The organism is Woeseia sp. D3-10 (genome assembly GCF_055809415.1).
This window is the reverse complement of record NZ_JBVVTW010000007.1, coordinates 231,331-256,967: the sequence shown is the minus strand read 5'-3', so window position 1 is coordinate 256,967 and position 25,637 is coordinate 231,331. Positions and strand designations below refer to the sequence as shown.

At 56.7% G+C, this 25,637-nt stretch carries 27 protein-coding genes; 21 read left to right on the top strand and 6 right to left on the bottom strand.

Annotation, left to right across the window (positions count from 1 at the left end; all coding sequences use genetic code 11):
- Positions 1 to 6 precede the first annotated feature (6 nt).
- Both AC0L8N_RS01980 and AC0L8N_RS01975 read left to right on the top strand, forming a co-directional pair.
- Positions 7 to 819 (top strand): methyltransferase domain-containing protein, encoded by an 813-nt coding sequence (locus AC0L8N_RS01980; RefSeq protein WP_473665900.1) that lies wholly within the window; start codon positions 7 to 9, stop codon positions 817 to 819.
- 98 nt (positions 820 to 917) lie between these two features.
- Positions 918 to 1,817, top strand: coding sequence for an adenylate/guanylate cyclase domain-containing protein (locus AC0L8N_RS01975; RefSeq protein WP_473665899.1), 900 nt, complete (start codon positions 918 to 920; stop codon positions 1,815 to 1,817).
- A 47-nt stretch (positions 1,818 to 1,864) separates the two neighbouring features.
- Here the strand turns inward: AC0L8N_RS01975 and AC0L8N_RS01970 are convergent, their stop codons facing one another.
- The 6 genes from AC0L8N_RS01970 to flgA all read right to left on the bottom strand — a co-directional run bounded on the left by AC0L8N_RS01970 (position 1,865) and on the right by flgA (position 6,544).
- Positions 1,865 to 3,616: a phosphoenolpyruvate carboxykinase (GTP) gene (locus tag AC0L8N_RS01970; RefSeq protein WP_473665897.1), complete on the bottom strand. Its 1,752-nt coding sequence runs from the start codon at positions 3,614 to 3,616 to the stop codon at positions 1,865 to 1,867.
- 318 nt (positions 3,617 to 3,934) lie between these two features.
- Positions 3,935 to 4,525: a hypothetical protein gene (locus AC0L8N_RS01965; protein WP_473665896.1), complete on the bottom strand. Its 591-nt coding sequence runs from the start codon at positions 4,523 to 4,525 to the stop codon at positions 3,935 to 3,937.
- Positions 4,526 to 4,702: 177 nt separating this feature from the next.
- Positions 4,703 to 4,915 (bottom strand): carbon storage regulator, encoded by a 213-nt coding sequence (locus AC0L8N_RS01960; RefSeq protein WP_473665895.1) that lies wholly within the window; start codon positions 4,913 to 4,915, stop codon positions 4,703 to 4,705.
- Between the two features lie 27 nt (positions 4,916 to 4,942).
- The gene (locus AC0L8N_RS01955) at positions 4,943 to 5,398 is read right to left on the bottom strand and encodes a flagella synthesis protein FlgN (protein ID WP_473665894.1); all 456 of its coding nucleotides are present in this window, start codon (positions 5,396 to 5,398) and stop codon (positions 4,943 to 4,945) included.
- A gap of 5 nt (positions 5,399 to 5,403) precedes the next feature.
- The gene (flgM, locus tag AC0L8N_RS01950) at positions 5,404 to 5,703 is read right to left on the bottom strand and encodes a flagellar biosynthesis anti-sigma factor FlgM (protein ID WP_473665893.1); all 300 of its coding nucleotides are present in this window, start codon (positions 5,701 to 5,703) and stop codon (positions 5,404 to 5,406) included.
- A gap of 148 nt (positions 5,704 to 5,851) precedes the next feature.
- A complete protein-coding gene (flgA, locus tag AC0L8N_RS01945; protein WP_473665891.1) occupies positions 5,852 to 6,544 on the bottom strand; it encodes a flagellar basal body P-ring formation chaperone FlgA in 693 nt (230 codons plus the stop codon).
- A 380-nt stretch (positions 6,545 to 6,924) separates the two neighbouring features.
- Here flgA and flgB point away from each other — a divergent pair, with 380 nt between their 5' ends.
- The 19 genes from flgB to AC0L8N_RS01850 all read left to right on the top strand — a co-directional run bounded on the left by flgB (position 6,925) and on the right by AC0L8N_RS01850 (position 25,630).
- On the top strand, positions 6,925 to 7,323 hold the full coding sequence (gene flgB, locus AC0L8N_RS01940; protein WP_473665890.1) for a flagellar basal body rod protein FlgB: 399 nt from the start codon (positions 6,925 to 6,927) through the stop codon (positions 7,321 to 7,323).
- Entirely contained in the window at positions 7,323 to 7,742 is a 420-nt protein-coding gene (gene flgC, locus AC0L8N_RS01935; protein WP_473665889.1) for a flagellar basal body rod protein FlgC, read from the top strand. The genes flgB and flgC overlap by 1 nt, the downstream gene beginning before the upstream one ends.
- A 22-nt stretch (positions 7,743 to 7,764) precedes the next feature.
- Complete coding sequence (locus AC0L8N_RS01930; protein WP_473665888.1) at positions 7,765 to 8,430, top strand: flagellar hook assembly protein FlgD; 666 nt, start codon at positions 7,765 to 7,767, stop codon at positions 8,428 to 8,430.
- Between the two features lie 36 nt (positions 8,431 to 8,466).
- On the top strand, positions 8,467 to 9,684 hold the full coding sequence (flgE, locus tag AC0L8N_RS01925) for a flagellar hook protein FlgE (protein ID WP_473665887.1): 1,218 nt from the start codon (positions 8,467 to 8,469) through the stop codon (positions 9,682 to 9,684).
- 37 nt (positions 9,685 to 9,721) lie between these two features.
- Positions 9,722 to 10,462, top strand: coding sequence for a flagellar basal-body rod protein FlgF (gene flgF, locus AC0L8N_RS01920; protein ID WP_473665886.1), 741 nt, complete (start codon positions 9,722 to 9,724; stop codon positions 10,460 to 10,462).
- A gap of 27 nt (positions 10,463 to 10,489) precedes the next feature.
- On the top strand, positions 10,490 to 11,275 hold the full coding sequence (gene flgG, locus AC0L8N_RS01915) for a flagellar basal-body rod protein FlgG (RefSeq protein WP_473665885.1): 786 nt from the start codon (positions 10,490 to 10,492) through the stop codon (positions 11,273 to 11,275).
- A gap of 13 nt (positions 11,276 to 11,288) precedes the next feature.
- Positions 11,289 to 11,981: a flagellar basal body L-ring protein FlgH gene (locus tag AC0L8N_RS01910; RefSeq protein WP_473665884.1), complete on the top strand. Its 693-nt coding sequence runs from the start codon at positions 11,289 to 11,291 to the stop codon at positions 11,979 to 11,981.
- Positions 11,982 to 11,991: 10 nt separating this feature from the next.
- Entirely contained in the window at positions 11,992 to 13,116 is a 1,125-nt protein-coding gene (locus AC0L8N_RS01905) for a flagellar basal body P-ring protein FlgI (protein WP_473665883.1), read from the top strand.
- 9 nt (positions 13,117 to 13,125) lie between these two features.
- Entirely contained in the window at positions 13,126 to 14,025 is a 900-nt protein-coding gene (locus AC0L8N_RS01900) for a glucosaminidase domain-containing protein (protein WP_473665882.1), read from the top strand.
- A gap of 17 nt (positions 14,026 to 14,042) precedes the next feature.
- A complete protein-coding gene (gene flgK, locus AC0L8N_RS01895) occupies positions 14,043 to 15,932 on the top strand; it encodes a flagellar hook-associated protein FlgK (protein ID WP_473665881.1) in 1,890 nt (629 codons plus the stop codon).
- Positions 15,933 to 15,935: 3 nt separating this feature from the next.
- A complete protein-coding gene (gene flgL, locus AC0L8N_RS01890; RefSeq protein ID WP_473665880.1) occupies positions 15,936 to 17,129 on the top strand; it encodes a flagellar hook-associated protein FlgL in 1,194 nt (397 codons plus the stop codon).
- Positions 17,130 to 17,389: 260 nt separating this feature from the next.
- Positions 17,390 to 18,535 carry a flagellin gene (locus AC0L8N_RS01885; RefSeq protein ID WP_473665879.1) on the top strand — a complete coding sequence of 382 codons (1,146 nt, stop codon included), beginning with the start codon at positions 17,390 to 17,392 and terminating at the stop codon, positions 18,533 to 18,535.
- 71 nt (positions 18,536 to 18,606) lie between these two features.
- Positions 18,607 to 18,966, top strand: a complete 360-nt coding sequence (locus AC0L8N_RS01880; protein ID WP_473665878.1) for a flagellar protein FlaG — start codon at positions 18,607 to 18,609, stop codon at positions 18,964 to 18,966.
- A gap of 113 nt (positions 18,967 to 19,079) precedes the next feature.
- Positions 19,080 to 20,471, top strand: coding sequence for a flagellar filament capping protein FliD (gene fliD / locus AC0L8N_RS01875; protein ID WP_473665877.1), 1,392 nt, complete (start codon positions 19,080 to 19,082; stop codon positions 20,469 to 20,471).
- A gap of 18 nt (positions 20,472 to 20,489) precedes the next feature.
- Positions 20,490 to 20,915 (top strand): flagellar export chaperone FliS, encoded by a 426-nt coding sequence (fliS, locus tag AC0L8N_RS01870; RefSeq protein WP_473665876.1) that lies wholly within the window; start codon positions 20,490 to 20,492, stop codon positions 20,913 to 20,915.
- A 45-nt stretch (positions 20,916 to 20,960) separates the two neighbouring features.
- Positions 20,961 to 21,233 (top strand): hypothetical protein, encoded by a 273-nt coding sequence (locus tag AC0L8N_RS01865; RefSeq protein WP_473665875.1) that lies wholly within the window; start codon positions 20,961 to 20,963, stop codon positions 21,231 to 21,233.
- A gap of 241 nt (positions 21,234 to 21,474) precedes the next feature.
- The gene (locus AC0L8N_RS01860) at positions 21,475 to 22,818 is read left to right on the top strand and encodes a sigma-54 dependent transcriptional regulator (protein ID WP_473665874.1); all 1,344 of its coding nucleotides are present in this window, start codon (positions 21,475 to 21,477) and stop codon (positions 22,816 to 22,818) included.
- A gap of 291 nt (positions 22,819 to 23,109) precedes the next feature.
- Positions 23,110 to 24,288, top strand: coding sequence for a sensor histidine kinase (locus AC0L8N_RS01855; RefSeq protein WP_473665873.1), 1,179 nt, complete (start codon positions 23,110 to 23,112; stop codon positions 24,286 to 24,288).
- Complete coding sequence (locus tag AC0L8N_RS01850; protein WP_473665872.1) at positions 24,281 to 25,630, top strand: sigma-54-dependent transcriptional regulator; 1,350 nt, start codon at positions 24,281 to 24,283, stop codon at positions 25,628 to 25,630. The genes AC0L8N_RS01855 and AC0L8N_RS01850 overlap by 8 nt, the downstream gene beginning before the upstream one ends.
- Positions 25,631 to 25,637: the final 7 nt, after the last annotated feature.

The following is a 25,637-nucleotide window of genomic DNA, read 5'->3' as shown; positions in this document are numbered from 1 at the left end:
GTCCTAATGTCCAGCAAGAAGCCGACGATGGCCGATGAAGCCGATATTCACGAGTTGTACGAACTGTCAGTTCAGAATGTCGAACATGAAGTCGAATTCATGCAAAACACCTTTCGGGATATTCGTGGCCGTACTGCCCATTTGTTCCGCGAAGATTTTTGCGGCACTGCGAGTGCGGCCTGCCAGTGGGTAAGGCAAGGTGAGGAGTATCAGGCCATTGGCGTGGATATCGAGCCGTCAGTACTCGAGTGGGGCCGCGAACACCGTCTAGGCAAGCTGCCCGCCGCTGATCAGGCACGAGTCAGTCTGATCGAGTCCGATGTTATGACGGCCGAGACGCCGGCCGTCGATCTCATGGCAGCGTTTAATTTCAGCTACTTTATCTTCCAGGAGCGGGCGACCATGGTGCGCTATTTTCGACGCGCCTATGACAGCCTGAAAGAGGACGGCGTGTTTTTCGTCGATATGTTCGGCGGCCCGGAAGCGCAGGAAGAGACCAAAGAGAAAACGAAGCATAAGGAACACGGTTTTACCTATATTTGGCGTCAGGCGGAATTCCACCCGGTGACCAACTGGATGCGTTGTGCGATAGATTTCAAGTTTAAAGACGGCTCGAAACTCAAGAATGCCTTTACCTATGAGTGGCGTTTGTATTCCGCGCCAGAGATTCGCGACATGTTGCTCGAGGCGGGTTTTGCGACGGCGACCGTGTATTGGGAAGGCGAGGATGAAGACGGCGAGGGCAACGGCATCTTCACTCCGGACGCTCGCGGTGAGGCCGATCTGGCCTGGATCGCTTATATCGTTGCGGAAAAATAGTAGAAGTTATAAAGACTTGTATACGATTCTCGTATATCGTTCGAAGTTTGGCGCCAGCCGCGTTGCGGCTCGCTGACGTGACCACGGGCAGAGACTAGATGGGAAAGGACCTGCAAGTCGCTATATTGTTTGCTGACGTCGTAGGCAGTACACAGTTGTACGACGAGTTTGGCGACACAAAAGCGAGTGAGACAGTTGCGCATTGCCTTGATGTCATGAAGGACGCGACCCATCAGTTCGACGGCACCGTGATCAAAACGATTGGCGACGAAGTGATGTCGACTTTTCCGACGATCGACGCAGCGATGGCCGCCGCGACGCAGATGCAAACGCGCATCAGTGGCAACGAGATGGGTGGCGACGGCAGTATCCCTGTCTCTATTCGCATAGGGTGTCATTTCGGACCGGTCGTTCGCGAACACAACGATATTTTCGGTGCCGCCGTCCACACGGCCAATCGCATGACGTCACAGGCGAAAGCGCGACAAATCGTCATTTCCGGCATTTCCGTCGAACAAATGACCGAAGAATGGCGCGCGCAAACCCGTCAGATTGACGTAGCCACCGTGCGCGGACGCATAGACGAAGTCGCGCTGTACGAGCTGGTCTGGCAGCCTGAAGAGGCAACCAGCATGTTGCCCACCATCGAGTGGAACGATAAGACCCGCAAGGCCAATAAGATCACGCTGACGTTTCGCGATGCCACTGTCGTGGTCAATGAACGTCACAAGAGCATCAACATGGGTCGTGCCGACGACAATGATCTGGTGGTCAAAGGCAACCTGATTTCACGTATACACGCGAAGGTTGAAATGCGGCGGGGCAAGTTCGTGCTGGTCGACCAAAGCACGAACGGCACGTTCGTGCAGAACGTGCACGGTGAAGAAACCTTTGTCCGAAGGGACAGCACCGAAATTACCGGCGAGGGCATCATCGGGCTCGGTCGGGTCGCTAAACCCGGTACACCGCTGGCCATTCATTTCGTTTGCGAAGAGTAGGGCCGCGTTCGCTCGTTATCGACGAGTTAACGAGACCCTGACCGGCCTCAGGCGCTCTTGGCCAACGCCTCAGTCACTCTGGCATGCTCTTCTTTCAGTGCGGCTGGCAATCTCTCGCCGTAGCTCTCCAGATATTCGCCCACTGCCGCCATTTCTTCGCGCCACTGTCCGACGTTGACCGACAAGAGTGATTGCAGCGCACCTGTGCTGATATCCAGCCCGCGGGTGTCGATGTCGTCTGGCTTGGGCAGGTAGCCAATCGGTGTTTCAGTCGCGTCAACACGTTGTTCGCATCGGTCAATTATCCAGCGCAGTACCCGCAGGTTGTCGCCGAAACCGGGCCAGAGAAAGCGCCCGTTCTCGTCCTGGCGGAACCAGTTGACGTGAAACACGCGCGGCAGGTTCGTTGAGCGATCGGCAAACGACAGCCAATGAGCCCAGTAGTCAGCGAAGTTGTAGCCGCAGAACGGTTTCATCGCCATCGGGTCGCGGCGCACGACGCCAACCGCGCCGGTGGCGGCGGCCGTTGTTTCCGAAGCAACACCCGCGCCGACCAGGACACCGTGCCGCCAGTCGCGTGCTTCGTAAACCAGCGGCGCGAGTTCTTTTCGGCGGCCGCCAAACACGATCGCTGACAGGGGCACGCCATTTGGCGCTTCTGCGAGTGACGAGTAACTCGGGTTCTTCGTTGCCGACACCGTGAAGCGCGAGTTTGGGTGAGCAGCGGCGCCTTCGCCGGCAATGTACGGTTTGCCGTGCCAATCCGTTGCCGGCTCGCCTTCTTTTTTATCTTCCCACCACGGCTGGTTATCCGCCGTAGTCGCGACATTGGTAAATATAGTGTCGCTTTGAATCATGTCGTACGCGTTCTTGTTGGTCTTCGCGTTGGTACCCGGAACCACGCCGAAATAGCCGGACTCCGGATTAATGGCCCGCAGCTGGCCGTCGTCGTCGAGATGCAGCCAGGCGATATCGTCGCCAAGAGTCCAGATTTTCCAGCCAGGATGTGACTCGGGCGGAATCAGCATGGCGAGATTCGTCTTGCCGCAAGCTGACGGGAATGCGCAGGCGATATAACTGGTTTCACCTTGCGGATTCTCGACGCCGACGATCAGCATGTGCTCTGCCAGCCAGCCCTCCTGGCGTGCCTGATAGCTGGCTATCCGCAACGCGTGACATTTCTTGCCGAGCAAGGCGTTACCGCCATAGCCGGAGCCGATGCTCTTGATCGTCAGCTCTTCAGGGAAGTGCATGATAAAGCGCTTCTCGGGGTTGAGGTCACCGGTGGAATGCAGTCCTTTCACGAAGCTGCCTTCACGCTCAATACGTTCCAGCGCCGACTGGCCCATCCGGGTCATGATGCGCATGTTGGCAACCACGTACGGGCTGTCAGTAATCTCAACGCCGAGGCGGGCATAAGGCGAGTCGATGGGGCCCATACAGTAAGGAATCACGTACAGGGTGCGGCCACGCATGGCGCCGTCAAACAAGGCATCGATTTTGTTGTGCGCGTCGGCCGGCGCCATCCAGTGATTATTGGGGCCGGCATCGTCACGTTCGGGCGTGCACACAAAGGTCAGGTGTTCGACCCGCGCAACGTCCGAAGGGTCCGACAGGTGCAGGTAGCAATTCGGGTAAGTGGCCGAATCCAGTTCGGAAAGCACGCCACTGGCCAGCATTTCCTCAGTGAGTCGTTGATTCTCGGGATCGCTACCGTCGCACCAATGAATTTGGTCCGGTTTCGTTAAACTCGCAACCGAGTTTACCCAGTCTTCAAGTGCCGCAAGCCTTGTTGTCATTCTCATTCTCTTTATCGTAAATGGTCCGATCTACATAGCCAGACGGGCAAAACGGCCAAGAGGCCGGATGACTCGCGCAGTAATTGCGTTTGGATTATACAGAGCGAGACTCGATAGTCCCCCTTGTTTCACGTTCGTGAAACAGGAGAGGGCGGTCTGCGGCAGCGGAACGGCGTCCCGAGGCTGGCGTAGCACCAGCGGCAAAAAAAAACCGCCTGCGCCGGGGGAGCGGCAGGCGGTTCGGGTTGAACGCCTTGGGTACGCGTTCAACGTGCCAGATCATTCGTCTCCGGCGCGTCACAATGCAGGCGTCGCCAGTCAGCTTGCGCTGGCGACCTTGTTGGCCGCTGTTGCGGTTTTTCTGGCGGTCTTCTTTACAACCTTCTTGCTGGTCTTCTTGACCGATTTGCTGGCCTTCGCGACGGTTGCTTTTGCCGATTTAGCGGCTTTGCGGGTCGGTGACTTTGTCGCTTTCGCGGGCTTGCGAAACGATTTGATCGTGTCCGTCATGACCTCACGAGCTTCGCTGCCAGCGTTCATTACGATGCCGAACGATGCTTTAGTATCCCGGCCGAGTCGCGACAATTGTTCTGGCGTCAGGCGAATCTGCTTCTTGACCAGATCACGCAGGCAACTGGCATCGGCAGCGCTTTCGAGGCGCATGGCGATCATGTCGAGCTGATTGGCGGCCAGCGTGGTTTGTTGTTTCAGAATGCGGTCGGTCGTCTGGTGAGAAACCGCTGACAACTTAAGGCCAAGACCGGTCAGTGTCTTTAATGGTTTCTTGCCAGCGGTGATGCTTTGCGCGGCGCGCTTGCTGCGCTGACGGGCGCCACTTACGAGCGAATGCAGGCCACTCTCAGCGGCGTTTGAAATGCGGTCCATCGACTGTTCGATAGGCTGGTTCATGGTTGTTGTCCCTGGGTAAATAATTGTGCAGTGCACCAATGTTGCAACGCACAATAAGGCTTCAGCGACAGGCTGTCAAGAACTTTTGGTGCGTCGCAACAAAATCTGGCGACGCATAGTTTCAGGGAAAAAAGCTAGCAAAAACAGAGAGGTAAATTGTTTTACCAGAGAGCGCGGTTACGCGGCGACGCCGTCTTGTGCGTCTTTTCGCCAGATACTGAGCTGGCTGGGCGCCTGAACGCCCATTTTGACCCGGTTTCCACCGGCAGAGAAAACGGTAATTTCAATAGGACCGTTCTGGAACAGGTCGGCGAGGGTCGTTTGCGGGTCCACGTCATCGGACGGTCGAATCACGATGGATTCGGCGTCTTTGCGGCTGATGATCAACATGGGCGCTGTCCTGGTCTGCGTGGCGCGTCAGGCTTGTGCCAGCGCCCGTGACTGGGCGGCTGGACGGTTACCGGATGGGCCGTAAGTGGATTGGCGCTCGCCGGAAACAACGGCCAACGCTGCGGAAATCTGTTGATGACGCAGCCGGATGATCGCGCCATTGGTCTGGTTTTCTGCCTGGCAGCGGGCCGCGAGGTCAAGATATCGCTGCCAGCCGTCGGCGCTCCGGGTACCTGCCAGCAAGTTCTGCATACCGGCGTTATCGTTGTTGAAGTTGCGCTGCCTCAATAGAGCCGTGCGCTGGGTTTCAAGCGCTTCGAGTTCGTCCAGGCAGCCTTTCTTTTCTGTCGCAAGTTCCAGCAACAGGCTAGCATCCTGAGCTTCAAGAGCAGCACGTTCGCGACCGAGTATTGCCACTAGGCGGCTGGTACCGTCGATACCGCCTTCGATAATGTTCTCAAGTTGGGTCGCAGATGACGGCATCACGATCAGGCTCCAAACTCGCGTTCACTGCGAATCAACGCATCAGCGATCTTGCTCGCGTCGATTTCGTAGTCGCCATTGGCGATGGCCGTTTTGACCGCTTCAACCCGGGAAGCATCAATATCTGGCAAGGAGGCAAGCGTTTTATCCAGCCTTTCCAGTAATTTAGCGCCACTGGTCAATTCAACAGTGTCGCGACTTACTTTACTGTCTGGTGCCTGGCGATGCTCTTCGGCACGGCGGGAATCACCGGTCGACGAGGCGTCCCTGGCGCTACCTACTTTGTCCGAAATTTTCGTCAGCATGTTTGGATCCACCGGTTTTATCGTGTTAGACATAATCCCAACCCTCAACAATCATTGCTGCTCAAGCCCGTTATCGGCCATTGGCCGCGCAACTTTAGCTTTTGCAGACATAAATAAAAAAAACTCCGCTCGCCAGCCCGTGATCGCGTCACTGGACCAACACCTCAACCCGTTCGGCCGAGCGCACAAGGCCTTCGACCACCCGGCCGGAACTCATGTTCTCGACCCGTATTCTTTGATTTAACGCGCCATCCATCAGGGCCTTGCCGGTCATCCGGATATTGATGGCGTCGGTAGCCGCGTTCAGGGTTACGGTCTGACCGCGGCGAATCAGCAGTTCAACCTGCAAAGCGGCCGGCGTCACGATATTCCCGGCCCGCAGCGATTGTTTCAGCCTGTGCCCGACGGCTTCTTCGACCGAGGCGAGGTAGCCGCCCGGCAATCGGGAGACGTCGCGCTTTTCACGCTTCAGATCGGCGGCTGTCAGTGCGTGACCGCGCGGCAGGTTGTTCGTGAGCACCAGTACCGTTTCGGTTACGACGATATTCACCGGCACATACACTTTCCACGGCTGCGGACCTGTGCAGCGGACTCCTACTATAGTGCGCTGTCGGATTTTTGCGCCGTCGCGCAGGTAAGCTTGCAACGGTTCCTCACAGTCGGCGAGTCGCAAGCGCTGGTCGAGCGCTACTGCGCTGGCGGTGCCGCCGGTCGTGCGCGCGGCAAGAAAGGCTTCCGCGGCCTGTTCGATGTCGGCGAGGGTCTGCAAGCCCTCGTTCTGTTCTGCCGCAACGGCAAACGGTGTCAGGCACAAAATCCAGCACAGGCGTGTCAGCCGCATAACGTCAGTTACACGACGGCAGCCGCTATGCGGCGTCAAAAGTTCGACGAATTTTCGGCAGCCTTTGGCCATTGGCGTTGCAGTTCCTCTTGATTTCATTGGTTCACCTAACAACGGAGCAGATCCGTTTGCAGGCGAATATTTCTTGTCTATAGGCCAATGCAAGAGGCATGCCAGTGCCTGTGGCGGTGATTTCGCGGCCGATTGAACCAGTCCTTGCCGCTTTTGCGGCAAGGCTTTGCCGCCTGGACGATCGATTCCATGTCGGCAGCCGCACGCGAAACTTTAGCGAAGAATTGCGATTGCTCGGTTTCCCCGGGTTGGCATGGCAGTTGCATAGCTATTTGCAGCAAGTATTGGAGCCTTCGGGAATACGGATCATGAAAATTCAGGCATTTGCCACACACGAACACGCTTTACGAGTGCGCGCACAGCGCAACGAAGTGCTGTCGTCGAACATTGCCAACGCTGATACGCCGAACTACAAGGCCCGCGATCTGGATTTTGCCTCGGCGCTCAAACGCGCACAGGGCGGCCCGGGCGGCGCGTTGCCGATGAAGACCACGAGCGTGCTGCATAACCAGGGCGTCGGTTTTACATCTACAGGTGCCGAACTGAAGTTTCGCGTACCGACTCAGCCAACACTCGACGGCAACACCGTCGAAACAGACGTTGAACAAGCCGCGTTTGCTGAGAACGCCGTGCAATACCGCGCCAGCCTGACGTTTCTGAACGGTGCAATTTCAGGTCTGCGATACGCGATCAAAGGAGGTGACTGATGTCACTGTTTAAAGTATTCGATGTTGCCGGCAGTGCCATGAACGCGCAGTCGGTACGCCTGAACGTTACCGCGAGCAACCTGGCTAACGCCGGCAGCGTGAGTGGCGACCCCGAAAAAGTGTACCGAGCGAAGCAGCCCGTATTCGCAACCTTTAATGACGCGTTGGTGGCGCAAACAGGTGTGAGCGGAGTTCGCCTGACCGGAGTTACTGAAAGCACGGCGCCGCTGAACGTGCAATACCGGCCGGATCATCCCGACGCGGATGCGGACGGCAACGTCTACGTCAGTAATGTCAGCACAGTGGAGGAGATGGTCAACATGATGTCGGCCTCCCGTTCCTACCAGAACAACGTTGAAATGATCAATACAACCCGCGATCTGTTGTTGCAGACGCTGGCGCTTGGCCGTCAGGGCTAGCACTCAAGGATGAATGACAACTATGAATGAAATAAACGCGTTCGACAGTCTTGGAATAGGTCAGCCGTCCGCCGACAACTCGGCGCGAACCGAATTGGGTCAGGAAGCCTTCATGACCCTGATGATGGCCCAGTTTCGCAACCAGGATCCTTTTGAGCCGATGGACAATGGCGACTTCCTCGGGCAGCTCGCTCAGTTCGGCACCGTCAGCGGTATCGATGAATTGAACGGTGCGTTCTCCGGTTTGCAGTCATCTATTCAGTCAGATCAGGCGTTGCAGGCGGCGGGCCTGGTAGGCCGAACCGTTTTGGCTGAATCAGATATAGGCACGGTCAGCAACGGTGGCAGCGTAACCGGCGCCGTTGAGCTGCCTTCCAGTGTCAGCAACGTGCAAATTGAAATCACGGATGCCAGCGGTCAGCTCGTGCGGCGCTTTGATATCGGTGCACAACCATCCGGAGTCTCCCGTTTTAACTGGGATGGCCGGAATGACAGCGGTGAGATCGTCGCAGACGGGCAGTACGAAATTGCAGCGCGCGTCCAGTACGGCAATGAAATTGAAAGCGTGCCGACCTTGATAGAAGCGGATGTCGCCAGCGTATCGCTGGGCCGCGGCGGCTCGGGACTAACACTGAATCTGGCCAGCGGTGAGCAGATGTCGCTCGCTCGTGTACGCCAGATTAACTAAACAAATTCGAAACGGAATTCACTCAGGAGATACACCATGCCATTTGCGATAGCTCTTAGCGGATTGAACGCTGCATCGGCAGATTTGGAAGTTACAGCCAATAACGTCGCCAACGTAAACACCAACGGTTTCAAAGAATCACGCGCTCAGTTTGCCGAGGTCTTTGCCGTCGGTACTCAAAGTGTTGGTTCCAGTGCCTCTGGAAGCGGCGTGCGCCTTTCGTCGGTCGCGCAGCAGTTTACGCAAGGCAATATCGACTTCACTGACAACGCCCTCGATCTGGCAATTGGCGGCGAAGGCTTTTTCGTACTCAGTGACAACGGCGCACGCACTTACACTCGTGCCGGTGCTTTCGGTGTCGACAATCAGGGTTACGTAACCAACGCGCAGGGTGCGCGCTTGCAGTCGTACCCGTTCGCAGGTGACGGCTTGTTCAATACCGGTACACCGACGGATTTGCAATTGACAACCGGCGCGAACCCACCGGCGGCTACGACAGTCTCAAACTTCGGCTTGAACTTGCCCGCCAACGCGACGGCCCCGACCAACCCGGTTTTTGATCCTGCGGACCCGGCCAGTTTTAACCACACCACGTCCGTAACCATTTACGACTCACTTGGCGCCGCGCACACCGCAACCGTCTACTTCGTTAAGGACGCGGCACCGAACACCTGGAACACCCAGGTGGAGATAGACGGTGCTGCAGTTGCGGGATCTACGCAGATCACGTTCAACAACGATGGCAGTCTCAATACGCCAGCAACCGGCAATATGACGCTCGCCGCCTACACGCCTTCTACGGGCGCTGCGGACATTGCCATGGACCTCAATTTCTCAACGGCCACCCAGTTCGGCAGCAATTTCGGTGTGAACTCGCTTTCACAGGATGGCTACACAACGGGCCGACTTACGGGCGTCAGCGTTGATGCAGAGGGTGTGGTTTTCGCCCGCTTCACCAACGGACAGTCCACGTCGCTGGGCAAGCTGGCATTGGCCAACTTTGTAAACCCGCAGGGCTTGCAGCAACTCGGGGACACAAACTGGGGGCAGTCTTTTGCCTCTGGTGATGCACTGCTTGGTGAAGCCGGTACTGCATCGTTCGGCAATATTCAGTCCGGTGCTCTCGAGGCATCGAACGTGGACCTGACCGCGCAGCTCGTGCAGATGATAACGGCGCAGCGAAACTTCCAGGCGAATGCCCAGATGATTTCGACTGCTGACACCGTTACCCAAACCGTCATTAACATCCGCTAGTACGACTGACGGTAACCGGACCTAAGGGAGCAGGCACATGGACGAAATGGTTTATCTGGCGATGACCGGTGCGAAACAGACGGAATACGCACAGGCCATCAACAGCAACAATCTGGCCAATATCTCGACCAGCGGTTTTCGGGCCGATCTGCATGCCTTTTCATCGATCGCTATCGAAGGTCCGGGAGCCGAGTCGCGCGTGAATGCCGTCGTCGACTCGTACGGTACAGATTTCGCACAGGGACCGTTAGTGAACACCGGTCGTGATCTGGATGTTTCGATACAAGGCCAGGGTTTTTTCGTAGTGCAAGCTCCGGATGGGTCGGAAGCCTATACCAGGGCTGGCGACTTGCGGGTTAACTCCGGCGGCTTGCTGTCAAACGGGGCAGGACACCTGATCCTGGGTGATGGCGGCCCTGTAGCGGTGCCACCGAATTCCAGCCTGACCATCGGGGCGGACGGTACGGTCTCCGTGCAGCCGCTGGGGCAGGGGCCTGAAGCGCTGGTTATTGTCGATCGAATAAAAATGGTCAATCCGGACATCAAGCAATTGAGCAAAGGCAACGATGGATTGTTGCACTTGCCGGACGGCGAAACCGCCGATGCCGACTCAAGCATAACGCTGACGGCTGGTGCATTGGAACAAAGCAACGTGAACGTGGCGATGACACTCGTGAATATGATCGAGCTGTCCCGGCAGTATGAAATGCAGGTAAACGCCATGAAGACGGCGAAAGAAAACGCTGACTCAGCCGCGCAACTGATGCGTGTTGGCTAAGTCCGGATACAGGAAACGGAGAACGATATGAATCAGGCCTTGTGGATTGCCAAAACCGGAATGGATGCGCAACAGACGCGCATGTCCGTGGTTTCCAACAACCTTGCGAACGTGAACACCACCGGCTTCAAGCAGGACCGGGCAGTGTTCGAAGATTTGCTTTACCAAAACGTGCGCCAGGCGGGTGGCCAGTCTTCGCAGGACACGACGTTGCCGACCGGTATGAATATCGGTACCGGCGTACGAGTGGTTGCAACCGAGAAACTGCACACGCAGGGCAATCTGTTGCAAACAGAGAACGCACTGGACGTGGCGATCAATGGCCGCGGCTTTTTCCAGATACTGACGCCTGATGGCAATCTGGCCTATACCCGTGACGGCACGTTTCAGCGGAATGCAGAAGGTGAAATGGTAACGGCCAGTGGTTACCGCGTGCAGCCGAGCATCGTTATTCCCGATGGCGCGCAAAGCATAACGATTGGTGGCGATGGCATTGTCAGCGTCAAGCTGGCAGGCCAACCCATACCGGCGCAGGTCGGCACGCTGGAGACCGTCGACTTTATCAATGCGACTGGCTTGCAGCCTATCGGCGAAAACCTGTTCCTCGAGACCGCTTCCAGTGGTACGCCGCAAACCGGTACACCCGGCCTGGACGGCTTTGGCAAGTTGCTGCAGGGCTCTCTCGAGGGTTCGAACGTTAACGTCGTATCTGAACTCGTCAGCATGATCGAGACGCAACGCGCGTACGAAATGAACTCGAAAGCAATTTCGACCAACGATCAAATGATGCAGTACCTGAACAACAACCTGTAAACAGGAATCAGCAATGAAGCGTAAATTTCTTGAACAGATACGTCGCGGCGCCGGCATCGCAGTGATCGCGATGGCGGCGACGGGCTGTGCTCGCATCGATGCCATGCGTGATCCCTACGAGCCGCCCATACCAGTTATGCCGGAGCTGGCTCCCGCGACCAGTGGTGCCATTTATCAGCAAGGCGGCGCAACACGGCTGTTTGAGGACCTGCGGGCCGGCCGGGTTGGCGATATTCTGACCGTGCGTTTACTGGAAAGTACCAATGCCTCATTGCAGTCCAACACGCGGACATCGAAATCCACCGAAACCGAACTGAGCACACCGACCTTCCTGGGTCGCCCGGTAACCCGCGACGGCATCGCGATCTTCGACGGCGCGCTGGCTGGTGAGCAGGGTTTCGAGGGAGCAGGGTCGAGCAATCAAAGCAACAGTTTGCAAGGCAATGTCACGGTGACAGTTGTCGAGCGTTATGCGAACGGCAACCTGCGTATCCGCGGTGAAAAACGCGTCCTGCTGAACCAGGGCAATGAATTCATTCGTCTGTCCGGCATCATCCGCGCCTACGATATCGAACCGGACAACTCCATACCGTCGGCAAAGGTTGCCGATGCCCATATTTCATACAGCAGTAAGGGAGTTCTCGCGGCGGCCAACAAAATGGGTCCGTTCTCGCGTTTCTTTCATTCCGTACTGACACCGTTCTAGGCGCCGTATTATGAATAACAAGAACATACTATCCCGCGCAGCTACGGCCTTACTGGTGATTGCGATCCTTGTGCAACCAGCACTGGCCGACAGAATCAAAGATCTTGCAGCCGTCGCTGGCGTGCGTAGTAACCAACTGGCGGGCTACGGCCTGGTCGTGGGCCTGAACGGCACTGGTGATCAGACCAGCCAGACACCCTTCACGGTACAAAGCATCAAGAACATGCTCACGCAGTTCGGTATCACGGTACCCGAAGGGACCAGCCTGCAATTGAAAAACGTCGCGGCGGTCACTATCCACGCCGACTTACCTCCGTTCGTGAAGCCGGGCCAGACCATTGATATCACTGTGTCGTCCATTGGTAACGCGAAGAGTTTGCGTGGCGGCAGTTTGCTGATGGCGCCGTTACGTGGTGCTGATGGCAACGTTTACGCGATTGCGCAAGGCAACCTGATTGTCGGCGGTTTCGGTGCCAGCGGTAACGATGGCTCCAGCGTAACCGTCAATATTCCGAGCGCCGGGCGAATTCCGAACGGAGCCACTGTTGAACGTACGGTTCCCAGCGATTTTCACGCGAGCGACGCGATTCTGTTGAACCTGCACACGCCGGATTTCACCACCTCGCACCGTTTGGCCTCGCTCATCAATGAGACGATCGGCGCTGGAACAGCAGAAGCACTTGATCCGGTTTCGGTCAGTGTGCGTGCGCCGACGGATGCTAATCAGCGCACGTCGTTTCTCGCTTACCTCGAAAACCTTGAAGTGGATCCGGGGCAGGGTTCCGCCAAGGTCATTATTAATTCCAGAACCGGAACCGTTGTTATCGGCGCGCACGTACAAGTATCGCCAGCAGCCGTTTCGCACGGCTCGCTGGTAGTAACCATCAGCGAACAGCCTTTAGTCAGCCAGCCACAAGCCGCATTCTCGGATGCCGGTCAGACGGTGGTTGTACCGAGTTCGCAAGTGCAGATTACAGAAGAGGATTCGAGCATGTTCCTGTTCGCGCCGGGTACGAGTCTCGATGAGATTGTGCGCACTGTTAATCGTGTGGGCGCGGCACCGGGTGACCTGGTGGCGATACTTGAGGCGCTTAAGCAGGCCGGCGCATTGCGTGCCGAGCTGGTTGTTATCTGAGTTTTTTCGATGACTGCCTCGATCACCGACTTCGGACAATTCACAACCTTGAAAGCCAGCGCGGACCGCCAGGAATCGGCGGCGCTGCGTGAGGTTGCGTCACAGTTCGAAGCATTGTTCGTGCAGTCGATGCTCAAGAATATGCGCGGTGCCAAGCTGGCCGAACCGATGTTTGGCAGCGAACAAATGGACATGTACCAGGACATGTTCGATCAACAATTATCTCTGGAAATGGCTAACGGTCGCGGTATTGGACTGGCGGACATGCTGGTCAGGCAAATGGGTGGTGAAGTCGGTCAGGTGCCGATGAGCCGGGAAACCTTCACGCTGCCGGCCAGTCGCCGGAAGGACGGCGAAGTGGCGGAGTTGCCAGACTGGTCAGAGCCGCAATCGTTCGTTAAAGATGTGTGGTCGCACGCAGAGCGCGCCGGAGCCGCACTGGGCGTTGAACCGCGGGCGATCGTTGCGCAGGCCGCACTGGAAACAGGCTGGGGCGCCCATGTTATGCAGGACGCCAATGGCAGCAGCAGCTACAACCTGTTCGGTATCAAGGCTGGATCCGACTGGCAGGGTGACAGCGTAGCCCGCTCGACGGTCGAATACGAAGATGGCGTTGCGCAACGACGAGTTGAGCGCTTCCGTTCCTATCCCAATGTTGGCGCGGCATTTGATGACTACGCAGACTTCTTGCTGACCCGTGGTCGCTATGACCAGGCCATCGGTCAGGGCGGCAACGTAGCCGGATTCGCCGGTGCATTGCAGGAAGCGGGGTACGCGACTGACCCGCGTTACGCAGAAAAAATATCGCGGGTGCTGAGCAGCGACACAATGCAGGGCGCGCTCAGTGCGCTAAAGATTGACTCGAGTCGGCCGATAACCTCGGCGGGCACTATGGCCAGTGTGGACTAACGGCCCAGGGAATCGCTATGCCGAATATATTGTCAACGAGTTTAACGGGAATGATCGCGTTTCAGCGTGCGCTGGAAACGACCGGTCACAACATCGCCAATGCCAATACGCCGGGATACAGCCGTCAGGTCACGGAGTTTTCCGCGCGCCCGGGGCAGGGCGTGTACAACGGCTATATTGGTTCCGGTACCCAGATCAGTTCCATTCAACGAGTTTACGACGAAATAATTGGCGGCCAGCTGCAAACCAGCACGACCAGCCATGCGCGCTTCGAAGCCCTGAATGATCTTGCCAGCCGCCTCGATACGCTGATTGCGGATCCGAGCTCCGGGCTTAATAACCAGTTGCAGTCATTTTTCAATTCCGTGCAGGACATTGCCAACGACCCTTCGTCATTGCCAACCCGTGCGGCATTGCTGGGCGAGGCCGACAGCCTGGTGCTGCGTTTCTCGGAAATGGACCGCCAGTTTGCCGATCTTGATTCGGAAATCAGTCAGCGCTTGTCCGCGGCGGTGACCGACATCAATCAGCTGTCTACGTCCATCGCTGATCTGAATGACCGAATAACGCTGGGTCAGGCGGCGAATGGCCAGCCACCCAACGACTTGCTCGATCAGCGTAATCTGCTGGTCCGTGATTTGGCGGCGCTGGTTCCCGTTGACAGCGTGCAACAATCAGACGGTTCCATGAATATCTTTATCGGCAACGGGCAAACGCTCGTGGTCGGCAGTGAAGCGCGCCAGCTGACCACCCAGGGCAGCGAGTTCGATCCAACGCGTCTTGAGGTTGCGTACCAAACGCCCTCTGGAACAGCAGTGATGGACAACCGCCTGACTGGTGGTCAGTTGGGCGGACTGCTTGAATTCCGCAATCAGATGCTGGACCCGGCACGGCAGTCACTGGGCCTAACAGCCCAGGCAGTAGCAGTGACCTTCAATGAGCAAAACGCAGCAGGTATGGACCTGTACGGCAATATGGGCGGCGATTTCTTTGGCATCGGTGACCCCGGTGTTACTTACTCCAACCGCAACACTGGTAGCGGTACAGCAGAGGCGACTATTACCGACCTTGGCGCTGTGACTGGCGACGATTACATCCTGACGTACGACGGTGCCGCTTATTCCATGATGCGTGCCGATACCGGCGCTGCAGTCAGCATGACCGGAACCGGCACGGTTGGAGACCCGCTCGTGGCGGACGGTATCAGCATCGTTGCGGGCGGTGCGCCGGCGGCTGGTGACAGGATCATGATCAAGTCATCGATGAACGGCGCCGAGACCATTACACGCACGATGGACGATGCACAGCAGATCGCGATGGCGGGCCCTACCCGCACGCTGGCCAGTCTGAGCAATACCGGCACCGGCAGCATTTCGGCGACCGACGTAGTGGATCGTGACGATCCGGCATTGCTGGATACAGCGGTGATTCAGTTCACCGGGCCTGCAACTTACAGTGTGAACGGCGCAGGTTCGTTCGCCTACGTTAGCGGTGAGCCGATCATCGTTAACGGCTCCCAGTTTGCAATCAGTGGCGTGCCACAAGCGGGCGACGAATTTACGCTGGAGGCTAACAGCGGCGCGAGTGGCGACAATCGCAACGGCTTGTTGCTTGCCAACGTTCAGGCCCAGGGCATTCTTAATGGCGGTACGACCAGCATTAACGACAGCTATGGCCAGCTCATTGGTCAAATCGGTAGCGCTACCCGTCAGGTACAAATGAATTTTGACGCGCAGAGCGTCGTACTGGCCAACGCTGAAGCCAGCCAGCTTGCAAAGTCCGGTGTGAACCTCGATGAAGAGGCCGCGAACCTGCTGAAATACCAGCAGGCCTATCAGGCTATGGCACACGTGGTCAGCGTGGCCAACAGCATGTTCGACACCCTGATCAGCGCGACGCGGAGATAAGATATGCGAATTTCGACCAGCGGTTCACATCTGAGCGCTCTGTCGATGATGCAGCAATTGCAGTCGGCCATTGACCGTACGCAACAACAACTTTCGACAGGGCTTCGCCTCCTGTCTCCCGCTGATGATCCGATCGCCGCGGCGCGAACGGTGGAAATGCGGGAGTCACTGTCACGCCTTGATCAGTTTGATCGCAACGGCGAGGTCGCTCAAAACCGGCTGAACTACGAAGAGACCGCGCTCGTCAGCGTCAACGATGCATTGCAACGAATTCGCGAGCTCGCCATTCAAGGCAACAACGATACGCAATCGCCGCAGTCGCGCAGCTTGATTGCCGCTGAACTGCGGGAGCGGGTCGATCAACTGGTGCAGATCGCCAATCAACGAGACGGCTCGGGTCGCTACCTGTTCGCGGGCAACCGCGACAGCACGGCGCCTGTCAGCCAGCAGGGCGATGCATTTTCTTACGCCGGCGATCAGGGCCAGCGGCTGATACAGATTGGCGCAGACCGGCAGATTCCTGACGGTGATTCCGGTGCTGCTATCTTCTTCCAGATCAAAGACGGCAATGGCACCTTCAGCAGCAGCGCAGCTACCGGCAACACGGGCACTGGCGTTGTTTCTGTCAACAGTGTCATAGACCCAAGTCAATACGACCGTGACAGTTATACGGTCCGCTTCACGGCAAGCGACAGCTATGACGTTGTCGATAGCGGTGGTGCGGTTGTCAGCAGCAATAGTTTTGCGCCAGGCGATTCAATAGCGTTCAGTGGTATACGTTTCACTATTGATGGCGCGCCGGCTGCCGGCGACGAGTTCAACATCGAGCCGAGCCGGAATGTCGATATGTTCAGCAATGTATTGAACCTTGCGAACATCCTGGAGCGACCGGTGAGTGATGATGCCGAACGCGCTGGATTGCACAACGGCGTGAACGGTGCCTTACAGAATATCGATCAGGCTATCGACAATATTCTGACGGTACGTACTCAGGTCGGTACCCGTCTGAGTGCTATTGAGAGTCAGGTCGATAGCAATGCATCGTTTAGGCTGACTCTCGAGACCACAATATCCGGGATCGAGGAGCTCGACTACGCCGAAGCTATTTCGAGGCTGAGTATTCAAGCGACAACACTTGAAGCCGCGCAGCAATCGTTCATTCGAACGCAAGGTCTGTCGCTGTTTAATTTCCTCTAGAGCCGGATTTTCCGATAACGAAGGTGGTTGATTCAACTTTCGTGATACACGTCACAGTTCGACAAATAGTCGCTAAAGATTCTTCTGCAAATGCCGGCGCAACGCCGGTCTCATTTTCAAAAATTGTACTGAATCTGCTTAAAGTTTTTCCGAGCCATACCGATAACCTCCCCGTAAGGCGGTAGCGAAACAAGTTCGCGAGCCGTGCGAATCAGACCGGCTGCTACGGACGCCGGGATTATTAATCAGGAGTTAATGACATGGCACAGTCGATCAATACAAACGTTGCTTCGCTAAATGCACAACGTAATTTGAATCGTTCGCAAGGCTTGCTGAATCAGTCGCTTGAAAGACTGTCTACCGGCCTGCGTATTAACAGCGCAAAGGATGATGCTGCAGGACTGGCAATTTCCGAGCGTTTCACCACGCAGATCCGTGGTCTTGACCAGGCTGCTCGTAACGCAAGTGACGGCATTTCCCTGGCGCAGACGACCGAATCGGCATTGGGCGAGCTGACCAACAACCTGCAGCGCATTCGTGAGCTGGCAGTACAGTCGGTCAACGCTACCAACTCTGCATCGGATCGCGAAGCACTGAACGCTGAAGTAACTGAGCGTATCGCTGAGATCGATCGTATTGCAAAACAAACGAACTTCAACGGCGTAAAAGTCCTTGACGGTTCCTTCGGCACGGCAACCTTCCAGGTTGGCGCTAACGTTGGTGACACGATCTCTGTAAGCCTGACTACTGACGTAACAGCGTCAGCTATGGGTACGGTTAACACAGTGGCAGGAACCGACTTTGACACGTCGGCTACTACCGATGACATTACGGTCACATTTGGTGATGGCACGGACGCTGATCTTTATGGTTCCGTTGTCGTTGCGGCCGGAAGCACAGCACAGCAGGCAGCTGCCGCTATTAACGAAGGTAACGTCACTGGCGTTGCGGCCTTTGTTAACGGTGATGGCGAACTGCAGATCTTGTCGCAGAACGGCGAAGCTATAACGATTACTGAAACCGTCGCAGCAGGCGCCAACACGCTTGGCCTGGACGCTGAAGTGACAGCTGATGAAACCGCTGCAACTGCAACGACGTTGGCTGGCATGGGCGTTGACACAGTAGCAGGCGCTAACTTCGCTATTGCTCGTGTTGACTCGGCTCTGACCGCAGTGAACGGCTTGCGCGGCAACCTGGGTGCTATCCAGAACCGTTTCGAGTCAACCATTGTCAACCTGCAAACCGTCAGCGAAAACCTGTCGGCCTCACGTGGTCGTATTCAGGATGCTGACTTTGCTGCAGAAACCGCCGCGCTGACGAAGGCGCAGATTCTGCAACAGGCTGGCGTCTCGGTATTGGCTCAGGCCAATGCTCAGCCGCAGTTAGCGTTGAGTCTGCTGCAGTAAGCACGCAGAAAGTAGCTTGAATCGGTAAGGCGGCAGGGATGCTGCCTTACCGGTTATTTCAGGAGTCAGTCATGTCGGAATCAGCAGCCAATTCGATTTCCGGCACCGGTGTGCACCGAATTCAGGTGCGACCGGCGGCGTCGAGTACGACTGAGCAAAGCGGCAAGCCGGTCCCGGTGGACGGCAAGCTCTTGCCGGTTGAACCGGAACAAGTGGACATTGAGGCCGTAGTTGAGAAGCTGAATTTGGCGACTCAATCGATAGGTCGGGATCTAAGGTTCGAAGTCAATCTGGATAGCGGACACTCCGTGATTCAGGTTCTGGACCGGGAAACCGGGGAGATTATCCGGCAAATACCGCCGGAGAAGGTTTCGCCGACACGCGAGGAGAACGGCGCGCTGACGGTAAGACTTTACGACGACGTGGTCTGAGACCAACGCATTCTCGTCGGACGGTTCGCTTGGCACGGAACTTGTATTGATTAGCGGTAGCGCTGCGGTTTGCAGCACCCATCCACGCACAACGAGAAGCAGAAACCGCAATTATGGCCAGCATTATTTCCACAGGTATCGGTTCGGGACTGGACGTCAGCAGCCTGGTGAGCCAGTTGGTTGCCGCGGAAGGTCAGCCTGCCGAGCGGCGCATCGCCAGTGGCGAAGCCAAGGCACAGGCACGGCTTAGCGCTTTTGGCACTCTCAAGTCATCGCTGTCAGAGTTCCGTGACAAGCTTGATGGCATGCGCACCCTGGACAGTTTTCTTAATCGACAGGCCAGGTCAGGCAACGACGAGATTTTCTCGGTCAGTGTTAACAGTAATGCCGTACCCGCACGTTACGCCGTCGAGGTCGTCAACACTGCCTCAGCTCAAAAACTGCAATCAGGTGCATTCGTTGATGCCGATGCGGTTGTCGGCACTGGCACCTTGCAACTGGACGTCGGTGGTACAGCATTCAGCATTGAAATTGACGAAGAGAACAACACGCTTTCCGGCATTCGTGATGCAATCAACGCAGCGAGCAATAATAGTGGCGTAGCGGCGACCATCGTCAACGCAGCAGCAGGTAGCTACCTGATACTCAGCGCTGAAGACTCAGGCGCGGCAAACTCAATCACGGTTACTCAGAGCGGTGGTGACGGTGGGCTTGCGGCCCTGGAGTACGACCCGCTGAACGGTTTGAATTCATTGACCGAAAGCATCGCGGCGCAGGACGCGTTAATTCGCATCGATGGCCTGGATGTAACCAGCAGCAGCAACAGCATTACCGGCGCCATCGATGGCGTTACCATCGATGTCCATGAAAGCAATGCCGGAAGTACGGAAACCCTGACGGTTGAGAACAACACTGCAGCGGTCAAGTTGCGAGTGAACGAATTTGTTGAGAGCTACAATCAACTTGTGGCGACGTTCGATCAACTGTCTTCTTTTGATGCCGAGCGAGAAATAGCGGGACCCTTGCTTGGCGATTCGTCCTTGCGCGGCGTGCGAGACCAGTTGCGTCGGGAGATGAGTACCAGCATTGGCGATCTTGACGCAACCTTCAACACTTTGAGTGAGATTGGTATCGAGATTGGACTGGACGGCACCATGAGTGTCGATTCGGCTGACCTAGATGCGGTACTGGCCGATGACTTCGAAAACGTGGGACGCTTGTTCGCCAGCGAGAACGGTTTCGCGGTACGCCTCTTTGATCGCGTCGAAGGTTTTCTCGACGACGAGGGTCCCTTGACGACCCGCACAGATGGACTCAATACCACGATTGAACAATTCAGTGAGCAGCGTGATAGTTTGAACGAACGCTTGCAGGCACTCGAAACTAGGTTATTACGCCAGTTCAATGCGCTTGATGCATTGGTTGGTCAACTCACTAACACCAGTAACTTCCTGACCCAGCAACTGGCTGCATTGCCAAGCGTTGGCGGGTCTGGCAACAAATAAGAAATCAGGGACGACGACATGATGCAGAACAGCGGGATGGCAGCGATGCGTGAATACCGGCAGGTGGGTACAAGGCAGGCCGTGGAAGGAGCGTCACCCTATCGCTTGGTACAGCTGATGATGGAGCGGACGCTGGCGAAGATTGCCATTGCCCGCGGTCATCTGGAACGCAATGCCATCAACGAAAAAGGCCGGCACATTGGTGATGCCATTGGCATCATCAGTGGGCTGCAAGCCAGCCTGAACCACAAAGTGGATTCGGACTTAAGTGGCAACTTCGACGCGCTGTACGATTACATGTCTCGCCGCCTTCTTGAAGCTAACCTGAAGAACGACGACCAGATTTTGCAGGAAGTGGCTGGCTTGATGCGTCAGGTGAAAGAAGCCTGGGACGCGATTGGCGATGAAATCGCCGAACAACCGATGGCGGCCGGACTGGCGTAAGCCGGAACCGACGACAGACTGATGGCCGTTTCCAAGAATCCTCCGATGACGCTTGCAGCACTGGCAGATTTACACCGGCGCATTGAAGTGTTGGCGGCCGGCAGCCATTGGGAGGAAGTCGAGACGCTAATGACGGAACGCAATGCCTTGCTTGATGGCATGACCGGTTCGGACCGCAATGCGGCGCTGCGGGCCGCGCAGAAATCCACGGACCGCTTGCTGGCTTTGGCCAAGAGTGCCCGACTCGAACTGGCCGGTGATCTCGCAAAACTGCAGAGGGGCCGCAAAGCCACCGATATTTACCGGGCCCACCGCTGAATCTCATTCGGCCGATTTGACAATAGTTGGGTTTGTAACCACCTGTACGCAAAAAAGTGCAGGGGTAGCGTCAAAAATCCAGCGCTTGACAAATTTCCGGTCGAAAGAACCAGATACCGCCAAAAATTTGACAATATCTTGATTATTTGTGAGTCCGGTCACGTTCGTAAAGGGCTGGTGGCGACTATGCTTTTCTCCACTGCAGTTGCCACCCGGCAGCTGAGCGTTTCGGAAAGGCACGATGACCAACAGCAATACCAGTCAGGCCCGAGTACTCGTCATGGACGAGAACATTGATCGTGCGGCAGAACTCAGTCATCGCTTGCGCTTCTTGAACTACGAGCCCCTGATCGCCGCCAATCCGAAAGCCCTGCAGGAATTAGACCTCGATAGCGGCATAGCCTTGATGCTCGGCGATACTATCGTTGGTGGTGAGCTAGAGACGGCAGTTAGCGACTTGCTAAATGCACGACCGAACATGCCAGTGTTGCTGGCCTCCAAGGTACGCGACAGCAATCTTCAGAAAAAGCACGCTTGGCCACTCGAATTGCCGATTCGTCGCGCACAATTGCAACAGCTGTTGCGGCGGGCAGAGCGCTACGACGGTCGCGAGCAGCGCCAACGGCTGACCGGCAGTTCGTCCACGATTCGCAAGGTCCGCAAGATGATCGAGCAGGTCGCAGACTTTGATACGAACGTACTGGTCACCGGCGAATCGGGGACCGGCAAAGAGCTGGTTGCAAGAACCATCCACGACCTTTCCGAGCGCGCAGCACGGCCGTTTGTGCCGATCAATTGCGGTGCCATACCGGCCGATTTGCTGGAAAGTGAGCTGTTTGGCCACGAAAAAGGCGCGTTTACCGGTGCTGTCAGCACCCGGGTTGGCCGTTTCGAGCTGGCGGAAGGCGGAACACTGTTTCTGGATGAAATCGGCGACATGAGTTTGCCAATGCAGGTGAAACTTCTGCGCGTATTGCAGGAACGTACTTTTGAACGGGTAGGTAGCAACGCGACTCAGCAATGCAACGTGCGAATCATAGCCGCTACGCATCGCGATCTGCCGGCTATGGTTGCCGATGGCACGTTCCGCGAAGATCTTTTTTATCGCCTGAATGTATTCCCGATTGAGATGCCGCCATTGTGCAAGCGTGCGGCAGACTTGCCCGCATTGCTGGACGAGTTACTGATGCAGCACGTGCCGGGCTCAGACAGCAGCTTACGGCTGACACCTGCTGCGATTGCCGCCCTGGCGCGCTACCCGTGGCCGGGCAATATTCGTGAACTGAGCAATCTGGTCGAGCGCCTGGCGATCATGTTTCCGGAAGGCGAGATAGACCTCGCTGATTTGCCGCACAAGTACCAAACCACCGAATCAGCAACAGCCGATGCCGGCCAATCGCCGGAATTATCGGCAGTCGGCAGCGCAACCACTGCCAATCTGAAGCAGTACTTGCAGGATGTTGAGCGTGATCTCATCGTGCAGGCGCTGGAAGCCTCGGAGGGTGTTGTCGCCAAAGCGGCGCGTCGTTTGCAGATGCAGCGCACGACACTGCTGGAAAAGATCAACAAGTACGGCATCGCCTGAAACGCGGTCACCACCGCCTTTTATGGGGCTACTGCGCGTCCGTGCGGTAGCCACTCCAATCCTTTGCACATGCACCGCGAGCCGGCAACGGCCGGATGCGCCAGCGCGCGCATTACGGTCTTCGTTACGCACGGGTGAAGTCTCAGGAGTTCGTCAGTAGTCCGCCAGGTGTCAGATTTCCGACGCCGGAAGCCGTCATGAATCGTTCGTAAGTTATTGTTTTTCAAGTAAAGACACCTTGGCACATATCTTGCTTTGATAGGGCAGGAAGAGGAATATCGGAGTTCGTCAGTGATCGCCAGCGCCACAAATGCCGCAACGCTAGAGTCAGCGTTCAATGCGTTCAACGAGCAGTCAGCACTGCTCGAGAGTTCGTACCGTGAACTGCAACAGCGGGTTGCCAGTCTGACGGCGCGTCTCGACGAATCGCAATCGGCCCGGCACCGCGAGTTGCTGGCGAAAGAGCGTCTCGGCGAACAGCTTGCGAATACGCTGGAAGCACTGCCCGGCGCAGTCGTCGTTCTCGACTGCCGCGGCATCATCAGCGAATGCAATGCAGTAGCGGCCACGTTGCTGAATCAGCCGTTGCTCGGCCGACCCTGGTCTGAAGTCGCGAAACGCGAATTCGCTCCCGTCGACAACGCGGACGGTGAGCTGCAATTACACGATGGTCGGGTGCTGAGCATGCAACGCCGGCGGCTGGGTCGTGATCTTGGCGAAATCCTGTTGCTAACTGATGTGTCAGAAACCCGACGAATGACCGAAATGCTGGCCCGCCAACAGCGCTTGTCTGCCATCGGTGAAATGACGGCGCGACTGGCCCACCAGATTCGCACGCCTTTGGCATCAGCCTTGTTGTATGCCTCGCAAATGTCGCCTGGTGATAGTTCCGATGCCAGTCCTGGAGGCAAGGTGGTGGCGAGACTGCGGGAACTCGATCGAATGGTCGACGATATGCTGCAGTTTGCATCGGGTCCGAATCACGACGATGAAGGCATTGACGTCGCGTTGCTCCTCGCCGATGTCGCTGAAACCGGCTCGGTGCCGATGGGCGCCTCATCACGTGTTGCCGTCAATGTCGCCGATAGCAATCTCCGCATAGCGGGCAATCGTGGCGCACTGAAAGGCGCGCTACTGAATCTACTGGACAATGCATTGATCGCTTGTGGCGATGTAGGCCGGGTCGATCTCGGTGCTTGGCGGGATGCAGATCGTATCTGCCTGACAGTGTCTGATAACGGTTGCGGAATTCCTGATGAGGAACTCGCGAGAGTATTCGAACCGTTCTTTACCACCCGGCCACAAGGCACAGGCCTGGGCCTTGCCGTGGTTCGCTCAGTTGTCGACGCCCATCAAGGGGAGGTCGTACTCGAATCCAGCAGCGCGGGCACCACTGTTTCGTTGTGCTTGCCGGCAGCCGCAATACCCGCGTCGCTACGCGCACCCGAGCGGGGCTTCTGCCATGCATGATGCTGCCGTACTGATTGTTGAAGATGACGCGAATTTACGCGTTGCCTTATCCGATACCCTGGCCAGCGGTCGCTACCCGGTGTTGTCCGCGGGCAGTGGTGCCGAAGCTTTGAACATACTGGACCGCGAGCGAGTAGGGCTTGTGGTCAGCGACATTCAAATGGAGCCGATGAGTGGCCATCAGTTGCTCAGCGAAATCCGTCGGCAACACCCGGCCATGCCTGCTGTCTTGATGACGGCCTACGGCACGATCGAAAACGCGGTTGATGTCATGCGCGATGGCGCATCAGACTATCTCGTCAAACCGTTTGCAGCCGATGAACTGATCGCCGTGGTTGATCGCTACATGCACGTTGATGTCGCTGACAGTCAACCCATTGCCGGCGATGCCAAGACCATCGAACTGCTGCGTATCGCCGAGAGAGTTGCTCGCAGCGATGCGACGGTGACCATCAGTGGTGAATCCGGTTGCGGTAAAGAAGTGTTCGCCCGCTTCATACACGACCGCTCACTGCGACGTGACAAGCCGTTTGTAGCCATTAACTGCGCGGCCATTCCGGAAAACATGCTGGAAGCGGTCCTGTTTGGTTACGAGAAAGGCGCATTCACGGGAGCAACGTCGGCGCATCCCGGCAAATTCGAACAGGCCGAAGGTGGCACTTTGTTGCTGGACGAAATCAGCGAGATGGATTTGTCCCTGCAGGCCAAACTGCTGCGCGTCATTCAGGAGCGCGAAGTTGAACGCCTGGCGGGTCGCACGACGATAGCACTCGACGTTCGTGTGCTCGCCACCACCAACCGCAACCTTCGGCAATGCGTCAGCGATGGCGCGTTCCGCGAGGACCTTTACTACCGATTGAACGTCTTTCCACTGCGAATTCCGCCGTTGCGCGAACGCAGTGGTGACATCCTGCCGCTGACGGAACTGGCTATCGCACGCCATCACAATGCCAGTGGGCCGCGGCCTCTCCTGGCCGAGTGCGCCATTGCCCGCTTATTGAGTCACGATTGGCCCGGTAATGTTCGCGAGCTGGACAACCTCGTGCAACGCAGCCTCATCATGCTCAGTGGTGCAACGGTTAGGGCAACAGACCTCGCCTTCGAAGAATGCGATGCAGCGCCGCTGCCAGCCGCGCTACCTGCTGCAGCCAATTTGCAGGACGAAGTCAAACAACACGAATACGAACGTATCCGCAGTGCGCTGGGTGCACACCACGGTAAACGATCGGCCGCAGCGAAAGCGCTGGGCATAAGCCCACGAACGCTGCGCTACAAACTTGCGCGTATGCGCGACGAAGGTGTCGATACCGACGCCAATCAACAATCAACGCTGTACGGATGAGGATCCA